Origin of the sequence: Microcystis sp. M079S1, assembly GCF_020246425.1 — a bacterium.
GTDB classification, from domain to species: Bacteria; Cyanobacteriota; Cyanobacteriia; order Cyanobacteriales; family Microcystaceae; genus Microcystis; species Microcystis aeruginosa.
The window spans coordinates 1-10,218 of sequence record NZ_JADBSZ010000035.1 but is presented as its reverse complement, the minus strand read 5'-3'; the positions used below and the strand labels follow the sequence as shown (position 1 = coordinate 10,218).

Genomic DNA, 10,218 nt, shown 5'->3' with positions numbered 1-10,218 from the left:
TTCGGTGCTAGACTGATATTTCAGTAAGCCAGACAGGAGCCAGAAAAAGATATTTATCAGAAAAGTCATGATCAAGCTAGAGGTTTAAAGACTGATCGGGTTCCAATTATTTTTATTAATAAATATTTTACACAATTCATACCAGGTAAGCAACATAGCTCACCACTACTACCGAATCATTACCACCATTACAACATCGTTGTTAAATAAAAATCTTTCTCAATTAATTCTTAAGAATTTGTAAATATTGCGAAATGTTAATTTAAATATTCTCAAGCTTTTGGAGTTAGTAGATAATTTTTGCTTATCTTTGTCGAAAAATAGAACTCCTGCAAAAATCCAACATCTACCATTGGGTTAGAAGTCAGTATTCTCCGAGTCAGTATTCAGGAGATAGGTTTTAGGTGTTGGGGTTTTGGGGTTTTGGGGTTTTAGTTCAATTTCCCCACTTCCCCACTTTCCCATTCCCCCACTTCCCCATTCCCCCATTCCCCCACACCCTATACCCCACACCCCACACCCCAATTCTTATGAGAGATTCCCTATCGAGCCATCTAAGAGTACAACAACACTGCCTCAATCAAGTTAAATTAGCCGTGAGAAAGCAGGGCTTTAGCAGTCAACGCTCCTTAGCTAAAGAAGCTGAATTTAGTCTGGCTATTGTCAGTAACTTCCTGACCGGTAAACCGGTAGAAAAAGCCACTTTTGCCCAAATTTGTCGTCGATTATGCCTCGACTGGCAAGAAATCGCCGCCCTGAATTTTCAGCTAACAGCACCCCCTCAAGACAAAATTCTGGTTAATTCTCCATCCAAGAGCGAAAAATTGGACACATTACCCCCCTATCCCAATGGGGCAGTTCCCCTTGGTTCCCCATTTTATTTAGAACGTCTTCCCCTCGAAGAACAGATAAGGCAGGAAATCAAGAAACCGGGGGCTTTAGTGCGGATAAAAGCCCCGAAAGAAATGGGCAAAACTTCCCTACTTTTGAGAATGCTCGATTTTGCCAAACAGCAAGGCTACCGCACGGTGAGTTTGAACTTAGAACAGGTGGACCAGGCCATTTTGAGTGATTTAAACCAATTTTTGCGCTGGTTGTGTGCCAATGCCGCCCGTCAACTACAGTTAAAACCGCAATTAGATGAGTATTGGGATGAGGATTTAGGCAGCAAGATTAGCTGTACGGTTTACATTCAAGACTATCTGCTTGAATCGATTACCGCCCCCATTGTCCTCGCTCTCGATGAACTTAATCAGATTTTTGAACATCCCCAAGTGGCCAAGGATTTTTTACCGCTGCTGCGTTCTTGGTACGAAGAATCCAAAACCCTACCTATCTGGCAAAAACTCCGTCTTATCGTCGTCCATTCCACAGAAATTTATGTTCCCCTGCAGCTCAATCAATCCCCCTTTAACGTGGGATTCCCCGCACAGTTAAGTCATTTTAGTCTTGAGGAGGTATTGCAATTAGCCCAACGTTATCAACTCACCTGGGAAAATCAGGAAAAAGTCAAACAATTGATGGAGCTAGTAGGAGGACATCCAGCTTTGGTACAAACTGCCCTCTACTATCTCAGTCGGGAGGAAATAACCATGACGCAAATATTAACCAGTGCCACCTCCGTCACGGGGATTTATGCCCATCACCTGCGACGCCATTGGGCGGTATTAGAACAACAGCCTGAACTAGCAAAAGCCCTCGATCGGGTGATGAGCGCGGTGGAACCCGTACAATTAGACCCAATTCTCGCTTACAAACTCAGCAGTATGGGACTACTCAAACAATCAGGAGATAAAGTAGTACCAGGCTATGAATTGTATCGACGCTATTTTTTAGAGGTGAAATCCTCTATCAGTAATCAGTAATCAGTAATCAGTAATCAGTAATCAGTGAGGGTGTGGGGTGTGGGGTGTGGGGTGTAGGGTATGGGGGGAGTGGGAATTATGAATTATGAATTATGAATTATGAATTGGGGAGGTGGGGAAGTGGGGAAATTGAACTAAAACCCCAAAACCCCAACACCCCAACACCTAAAACCTGTCTCCTGGCTCCTGAATCCTGACTTCTGAATCCTATCTCCTGACGACCGACGACCGGCTCCTAACCCCACCAACAAACTTTTTGCCGCAAACCCTACTTATGAATATGTCAATCAAAGATACTGTCCAAAATACTGTCAACGTTGGTAATTTTAGTCGCTCGCAACTCGGTCGGCCGGATGAGAACAATTTACATAAAGCAGTCGCCACAATTACTGAGGGTCATTGGCCGGAAAATCTGTCGGGATACGTTTTTATCGTCTGTCCTTTTCATAGAAAAAATGACCGTCATTTGTTCTCTGGCGAGGGTGTAATTATTAAATGGGACTTACAGGGCAAAAATAATCAAGTTAACGTTTACAGTAAAAAACTGAAAACTTGGGATAGTTTCTGGCGAAAAGTTTTACCGATATTTAATATTAGTCAAGCCACTTTTCCTGCCGTGGTCAGCATTTTGGGTTGTTCAGAAATAGCGAATACTGCTATGGTTAAACTAGAAAAAGTTGCCGAAGATAAACAACTAGAAGAAACCCGATTAATTCTCACTGCCGATGCGGGACGTTACTGGGAAGTGGATCCCGTTTCCCTTGATACTATCACTCCGATTGGTTATTTTGACCAACATATTGTTTCCGTGCCTTTATCTTTTTTCCCAGTCCTAGAAAATACCGCTCATCCCTTCTACGACAAAAAAACCAAAGAATTTATCACCTGTGAATTAAAGCTAAAACTTGTATCGGGAGGTATGTTAAAAGATTTAGATAAATCGGTGTATATTGTTCTTTGGGATCAACAAAAACAACTTAAACCCTGGAAACTACAGGGAACTATCCTCGATGGTAGCCCCCATTCGGTCATCGTCACCGAAGATTATATCATGATTCCCGATATGCCTTTTCAGATGGGAGTAGCCAAACTATTAGGTATCAGAATCAAGCCTGAAGAAACCTATCCGAAAACTCAAATTTATCTAGTTAAACGTCAAGACCTCAAGGAAGAAGAAACCACCGTTCCCTCGCGATTAATTACCTTCAATGGCGACAGTTATCACTTCCTTTGTAATTACCATAGTATCAACGGTCAAATTCATCTTGTGGCCATCCAAAACGCCACTATTAGTTTAACCGAAGCGATCGAAAAAGACGATATCCAACATTTTACCGGTCAGGGTTATCCCCCCGAATACCACGGCATTCCCTGGATGTTTTCCTTTGACCCCGGAGTGCTGCGCAAAGTGGTTATCGAAGATGCCAGGGTGATGAGCGAACAGGCTTTCGTCCATCCGGGGTGGTTCTCTACCACTCTCTACACCGCCGACCCGCGGGAATCGGAACAGGGATACAGCGCTATTTATCAGGTTTATGCCGGTTATGTGCGCGAATTAATCTGTCGTCGTCAGTATATGGATTGTCGCGACCAGAGTAATCGCATCCTCAGGGATGCCGAACTTCCCTGTCATGACTTGCCCTCGGTATTAGCCAAGGTTCCCTTCGATAAGGATTGGAATCAGTTAACTGAACAGATTAGCCAAGAAAAAAAAGCCAGTGATACTCATGTATCACATTTAGGTCGGGGACCACTGGATTTTTATGTTTGTCCCGATGGCTATATTTTAGATAGCATTCAGTTTATTCCCCAAGAACAGGGCTATCTATTTACGACGGTTTTAACCCCGACCAGAGTATTAGAAGCTTGGTTATTTAACCCTGACAATCTCAAGGACGGACCGATTGCTAAACTGAGTTTGCCGGAAGATGTTCACTTTGGTTTTACCTTGCATTCCGAGTATTTCGAGCAAGTGTTGCCTTCTCCCCGTCCTTCCGTCTCACAGGTAAATCGAGTCCTGTCAGCCTTGCGGAGTCTTGTTTTAGTTCCCGTAGAATTTTTCTTGGGGAGACCCGCAGCCATTTACAATCGCCAAGTAAAAAAATGATTGTTCTCAACGGGTACGACATTCTTGCCCAAATCTACGAAAGTGTTAACTCGGAAGTCTATCGGGCTATTCGCACCGCCGATAATCAACCCGTTATGCTCAAAATCCTCAAGCAAGAATATCCAACCGCACAAGAACTAACCCACTACAAACAGGAGTATAAAACCATCTGCGGCCTGAACTTCGAGGGGGCGATTAAAGCCTATGGTTTAGAAACCTACCGCAGAACTCCCGTGATTATTTTGGAAGATTTCGGGGCTATATCCTTAAAAAAATGGCTAGAGGGCAAACCCCTGGCCTTAAGGGACTTTTTAAGCCTTGCACCCCGAATAGTGGCTAATTTAGAGAAAATTCACAACGCCAAGGTTATTCACAAAGATATTAATCCTGCCAATATAGTTCTTAACCCCGAAACCGGACAAATTAAAATCATCGATTTTGGCATTGCCAGCGTCCTGCGGCGGGAAAATCCGGGGCTAAAAAATCCCAACGTCCTTGAGGGGACTTTAGCCTATATTTCTCCGGAACAAACCGGACGGATGAATCGCAGTCTCGATTACCGCACGGATTTTTATTCTTTGGGCGTTAGCTTCTACGAACTTCTCACCGGACAATTACCTTTTCGGGCTAACGATGCTTTGGAATTAGTTCACTGTCATCTGGCAAAACAACCTTTGGAGATTAATAGTCTCGTCAGGGAGAAAATTCCCCCGGTGGTGGAGGCAATCATCAGGAAACTGATGGCTAAAACCCCCGAGGAACGATACCAAAGTGCCTATGGTATTCGGGCAGATTTAGAAGAATGTTTAAGACAACTAGAAAAAACGGCTAAAATTGAGGATTTTGTCATCGCTAGGCAAGATCTAGCCAATCAGTTCCAAATTCCCCAAAAACTCTACGGTAGGGAGGCAGAAATCGCCACTCTCCTCACTGCTTTTCAACGGGTAGCCACCGCAGATAAAAACTCCTCTCACACCGAACTGATGCTAGTTACGGGTTATTCTGGCATGGGTAAAACCACCCTGGTTAGGGAAATTTACCGGGCAATTACTGAAAAACGCGGCTTTTTTATCTCCGGTAAATTTGACCAATTTCAGCGCGATACTCCCTACGCTGCCGTGGTTAGCGCTTTGACTCATCTCGTCAAGCAACTTTTGGGGGAAAGTCAACCACAACTGGAACTATGGCGACAAAAACTCCTCAAGTCTTTGGGGGCGAATGCACGGGTTATTATTGATGTGATTCCTGAACTAGAATTAATTATCGGTCCACAACCAGAGGTGTTACAATTAGGAGCGATCGCTACTCAAAATCGCTTTAATTTAGTCTTTAAAAATTTTATTCGGGTCTTTTGTTCCCCGGAACACCCCTTAGTCATCTTTCTCGATGATTTGCAATGGGCAGACTTGGCTAGTCTCCAGTTAATAGAATTAATTATGCTCGATGGCGATATGGACTATTTGTTTTTAATTGGCTCCTATCGCAGTAATGAAATTAATTCCACCCATCCCCTAACCGCTACCCTCGATAAATTAGAGCAGGGGGGCATAATTATCAATCAAGTTATTTTAAGACCTCTGGGGCTTGAACAGGTCAATCAGTTAATTGCTGACACCTTAAATCATTCACCAGAATATGTGCAATCTTTGTCCGCTTTAGTCTGGCAAAAAACCCACGGTAATCCTTTTTTTGTCAATGAATTTCTCAAAACTATCTACTGGGAAAATTTGCTATTTTTCCAACCGGGGCAGGAAACAACCACTAAAACCGACAATAATAGTGGCTATTGGCAATGGCATCTCGGTCAAATTCAAAGGATTGGTAGTACCGATAATCTGATTCAATTTATGGTCGGTAAAATGCAGAAATTGCCCCCCGAAACCCAGGAAATTTTAAGTTTAGCAGCTTGTCTTGGGGCAGAGTTTAATTTATATAGTCTGGCAGTAATCTCTGAAAAATCACCTCCAGAACTTTTACCAATTTTAACTTCTAGTAGCGAAGCTGGTTTAATTATTCCCCTCTCAGAATTGGATGAACAATTACTGATTCAAGAATATAAATTTGCTCATGATCGCATTCAACAAGGAGCTTACGCTCTCATCGAAGACAGCAAAAAATCTTTAATTCATCTAAAAATTGGTCGCCTACTTTGGCAGCATACTGCCGCCAATGAATTATCGGAAAAGATTTTTAAAATAGTCGATCATCTCAATCTTGGTTATCGACTAATTAGCGAGGAAAAAGAACGAGAGTCAGTGGCTAACTTGAATTTACTAGCAGCCCAAAAGGCCAAAGCCGCTAATGCCCAAACTGGAGCCTTAAAATATATTAAAATCGCTCAAAAACTTCTCAAAAAATCAAGCTGGAAAAATAACTATCAACTGACTTTAAATATTTATTCTGAAGCCACAGAAATCGCCTATTTAAGTGGGGATTTTGAGCAGATGCAGTGCTGGGCTAATCTCGTGTTAAAACAGGCAAAAACCACCCTAGATAAGGTGAAAGTTTATGAAGTAATCATCGAAGCTTATCAAGCCCAAAATCACGAACTAAAAGCGGTAGAAATTGGTTTATCCGTCCTAAAAAGCCTAGATTTCGAGATTCTTGAATCCTTAAAATCATCAGATATTCAGGAAGAACTCAATAAAACTAGGCAAAAATTAGCGGGTCAAAATATCGAAGATTTAAGTAATTTACCGCCGATAAATGAGGAAGAAAAATTAGCAATCATGAAGATAGCGAGTGCCATATTTCCTCCTGTTTATATTGCCGCACCTCATCTCTTACCCATCCTAGTATCAAAACAGGTTAACTTATCAATTGAATACGGCAATAGTTATCTAGCGGCTTTTACTTATGTCAATTATGGCTTAATTCTTTGTGGTCTTTTAGAAGATTGGGAAACGGGTTATCAATTTGGACGATTAGCTTTAAACATTGCTGATAAATTTCATGCCAAAGCCCTGATGCCGAAAATAATTGCCGTCTTTTCCGCCACTATTAGTATCTGGAAAGAACCGATTAAAAATTCCCTGTCCTTGTTAAAATCTTCCTATCAAACCGGTTTAGAAATGGGCGATCTCTACTACGGAACAACCTGCGCCTATCTTTACTGTTTTCATTCCGCCTTTATCGGACAGGAATTAACCGAATTAGCCCAAGAAATAGCTAACTATGATCTGGCTTTTGTTAAGCTCAAACAAGAAAACACCCGCAACTATCTAAAAATCTACGGACAAACAGTTTTAAATCTGCTGGGGCGCTCGGAAAATCCCGGTCATTTAGAAGGACAGTACTATCAAGAAACTCTTATGTTACCGTACCATCTAGAGGCTAATGATCTCTACGGTCTCTGTGCTTTATTTGTTAATAAATTATACCTTTGTTATCTATTTGGACAGTACGAACCAGCCATTAAAAATGCTAACCAAGCCCAAAATTATCTAGGGGGAGCTACCGCTACTTTATTGATTCCTCTGCATAATTTCTATGATTCCCTCGCCCATTTAGCTATTTATAATCATCTGGACAATGACCAAAAACAGCAAGTATTAGAACGAGTGACGAATAATCAGAAAAAGCTGCGGGAATGGGCGAATCAAGCCCCCTCTAACTATCTCCATAAATTTTATTTAGTGCAAGCGGAAAAGGAGCGGGTGCAGCGCTCCTATCTAGAAGCCATAGAAAACTACGATCTAGCCATCGCTAAAGCCAAGGAAAATGAATATATTAATGAAGAGGCACTGGCTAACGAACTAGCGGCGAAATTCTATCTCGATTGGGGTAAAGTAAAAATTGCCAAAACCTACATCAATGAAGCTGCTTATCTCTATTCTCTTTGGGGAGCAACCGCTAAAGTCAAAGATATAGAAAGCCGTTATTCTCAGTTAATGGCCAATAATTATGGTTCCAATTCCCTGACCGAAACTAGGAGAACTACCACCAGAAAAAATTCAGTTATTCATGCGGGAGAACTGTTAGATTTAGCCACGATTATGAAGGCCTTCCAAGCCATTTCCAGCGAGATAGTTTTAGATAAATTACTCGCCACCCTGATGAAAATTCTCATCGAAAATGCTGGGGCGCAGCTGGGCTATCTTATCCTAGAAAGCGGCGGACAACTATTGATCGAAGCCTCCGGTTCGGTGCAGGAAGATGGGGTGACAGTCTTTAAATCTAATGCCATCGAAGAACATCTTCCCGTCTCAATTATTAACTATGTAGCCCGGAGCGGTCAAACCGTTCTGAATAACGATGCTGCCCATGAGGGCGATTTTAGCAACGATCCCTATATTAAAACCCATCAAACCAAATCCCTGCTCTGTTCGCCCCTCCTCGACCAAGGACAACTGCGGGGAATTGTCTATCTAGAAAATAATCTCACCGTCGGGGCTTTTACCCAAGAAAGATTGGAAGTGCTGCAACTGCTCTCCAGCCAAGCGGCGATCGCAATTACTAACGCCAAACTCTACGCCGAAATCAAAGCCAAACAGAGACAACTAGCGCAATTTTTAGAAGCGATGCCGGTGGGGGTATTCGTCCTCGATGCTGGCAGTCAACCCTATTATGCCAATCAAACCGCCCAAGAGATTTTAGGAAAAGAGATCGTTAATATCACCACGGCTAATCAGTTGGGGGAAACCTATCAGTTATATCAAGCTGGAACCGATCGATTGTATCCCACAGAATACCATCCGATTGTCCGAGCTTTAAGGGGAGAAAAAAACACGATGGATGATCTAGAAATTCACCAAGGAGAGAAGATTATTCCCCTAGAAGTGTATGCCACGCCCGTTTTTGACGAAAAAGGAGAAATTATCTATGCGATCGCCGCTTTTACCGATATTACCGAACGAAAACAGGCGGAAGCGGAACGGATTCGCTTTACCGAAGAATTAGCCGAGTATAGCCGCACCCTAGAACAGAAAGTGCAGGAGCGCACCCTAGAACTCAGCCAAACCCTAGAAATTCTCAAGGCCACCCAAGCAGAATTACTGTTTGAAAACGAACTGCTCAGAAGTACCGAAGAATCTAGCATCTTTGACTACCAAGTGGGGGGCAGTTTACCCATGGATGCCCCCACCTACGTAGTCCGCGCCGCCGACCGTTATCTCTATAAAGCCCTCAAACGCGGCGATTTTTGCTATGTTCTCAATCCCCGTCAAATGGGTAAGTCTAGTTTAATGGTACGCATGATCGATCACCTCCAACACGAGGGCATCTGTTGCGCTCCCATTGATTTAACCCGCATCGGCAGCGAAAATGTCACCCCCGACCAATGGTACAAGGGGATAGCCTTCGAGTTAGGGCGACGTTTTGGACTGCTCAAAAGGGTCAATCTCAAAGCTTGGTGGCAAGAACGGGAAGATGTCTCGGCAGTACAGCGCTTGGGCGAATTTATCGAAGAAGTGTTATTGCTGGAAGTGGGGATAGTGGAAGGTTCTCCCCCGAAACCGATCGCGATTTTTATCGATGAAATTGATAGCGTTTTGGGCTTAAATTTCGCGGTTAATGACTTTTTTGCCCTGATTCGTTCCTGCTATAACCAGCGTGGTTTTAACCCGCTCTATCGGCGTTTGACCTTCGCTTTCTTCGGTGTTGTCACCCCCTCCGATTTAATTACCGACCACCAAATCACTCCTTTTAATATCGGTCATTCGATTCAATTGGAGGGTTTTAAGGAACACGAAGCCCAGCCTTTACTGCGCGGATTGGCCGAGAAAGTTAGTAACCCGCAAACTGTCTTAAAAGAAGTCTTTGCTTGGACAAACGGTCAACCTTTTCTGACCCAAAAACTCTGTCAGTTAATTCGCACCGCCACCTCGCCGATTCCCCCCAATGGTGAGGCCTCCTGGATTGAGGACTTGGTACAGAAGAAGATCATTGACAATTGGGAGGCTCAGGATGAACCGGAACATCTGCGGACTATTCGCGATCGGCTTCTCAACAGTCATCGCTCCCAGTTGCTCCTGAGACTCTATGAACGGATTTTAAGGGAAAAAGAGGTGATTGCCGAGGATAGCCCTCCAGAAAAAGAGTTACTTTTATCGGGGTTAGTGATCAAAGACCAAGGCCGGCTGCGGATCCATAATCCCATCTATCAAGCAATAGACCTCCTGCAAAAATAGGAACTGATTATGTAAAATAAAGTAAAACACTCAGAAAAACAATGACTTACGAAAAAGTAAAAAATTTGAATCCAGAAGAGTTTAAACGCTTTTGTGGAGTATATCCTGAAACATTTAA

General features: G+C 43.0%; 3 protein-coding genes. All 3 read left to right on the top strand.

What is annotated here, in order from left to right; translation table 11 throughout:
* The first annotated feature begins 530 nt into the window (after nucleotides 1-530).
* The 3 genes from IM456_RS02100 (at nucleotide 531) to IM456_RS02090 (ending at nucleotide 10,100) form a co-directional block, all read left to right on the top strand.
* Nucleotides 531-1,865 (top strand): AAA-like domain-containing protein, encoded by a 1,335-nt coding sequence (locus IM456_RS02100; protein ID WP_149987097.1) that lies wholly within the window; start codon nucleotides 531-533, stop codon nucleotides 1,863-1,865.
* Nucleotides 1,866-2,139: 274 nt separating this feature from the next.
* Nucleotides 2,140-3,972: a carotenoid oxygenase family protein gene (locus IM456_RS02095; protein WP_287691116.1), complete on the top strand. Its 1,833-nt coding sequence runs from the start codon at nucleotides 2,140-2,142 to the stop codon at nucleotides 3,970-3,972.
* On the top strand, nucleotides 3,969-10,100 hold the full coding sequence (locus IM456_RS02090) for an AAA family ATPase (protein WP_287691117.1): 6,132 nt from the start codon (nucleotides 3,969-3,971) through the stop codon (nucleotides 10,098-10,100). Before IM456_RS02095 ends, IM456_RS02090 begins: the two co-directional genes overlap by 4 nt.
* Nucleotides 10,101-10,218: the final 118 nt, after the last annotated feature.

Excerpts from the sequence above, each read along its gene's own strand:
- IM456_RS02100 (WP_149987097.1), top strand. The coding sequence starts at position 531 with ATGAGAGATTCCCTATCGAGCCATCTAAGAGTACAACAACACTGCCTC.
- IM456_RS02090 (WP_287691117.1), top strand. The coding sequence starts at position 3,969 with ATGATTGTTCTCAACGGGTACGACATTCTTGCCCAAATCTACGAAAGT.
- IM456_RS02095 (WP_287691116.1), top strand. The coding sequence starts at position 2,140 with ATGAATATGTCAATCAAAGATACTGTCCAAAATACTGTCAACGTTGGT.